The sequence below is a fragment of the Polaromonas sp. P1_G2 genome (assembly GCF_056405515.1).
In genome coordinates, this window is the sequence record NZ_JBFUBY010001719.1 from 1 (window position 1) to 364 (window position 364).

Below are 364 nucleotides of genomic sequence, written 5' to 3' on the forward strand. Positions count from 1 at the left end.
AGCTCCAGGAGCGTTTGAAGGATCCCAGATCTTGAGTGGAATGCCCTCGACGCCGGAAGAAAGCTTCAGATACTCATTGAGAACGTCGGCTGTCTGGCCATCCCCCCGCAATTGCCCGGCTTCGAACCACAATGCGCGTTGACAGAGGGATTGAATGGCCGTCAAGTTGTGGCTGACCAAGAGGATGGTCCGTCCGCTCTTTGCCACATCCGACATCCGGTCCATGCATTTTCGCTGGAAATTGGTATCACCCACCGCCAGGACTTCGTCGACCAGGAGGATTTCGCTTTCCAGGTGCGCAGCGACGGAGAAGGCGAGCCGCATATACATGCCGCTGGAATAGTGCTTGACGGGCATGTCAAGG

Annotated in this window: 1 protein-coding gene; it reads right to left on the reverse strand. The window is 56.6% G+C overall.

From position 1 onward, the window contains the following. A partial coding sequence (locus AC1D0P_RS32265; RefSeq protein ID WP_477680446.1) for an ABC transporter ATP-binding protein occupies window positions 1–364 on the reverse strand: 364 nt, incomplete at both ends.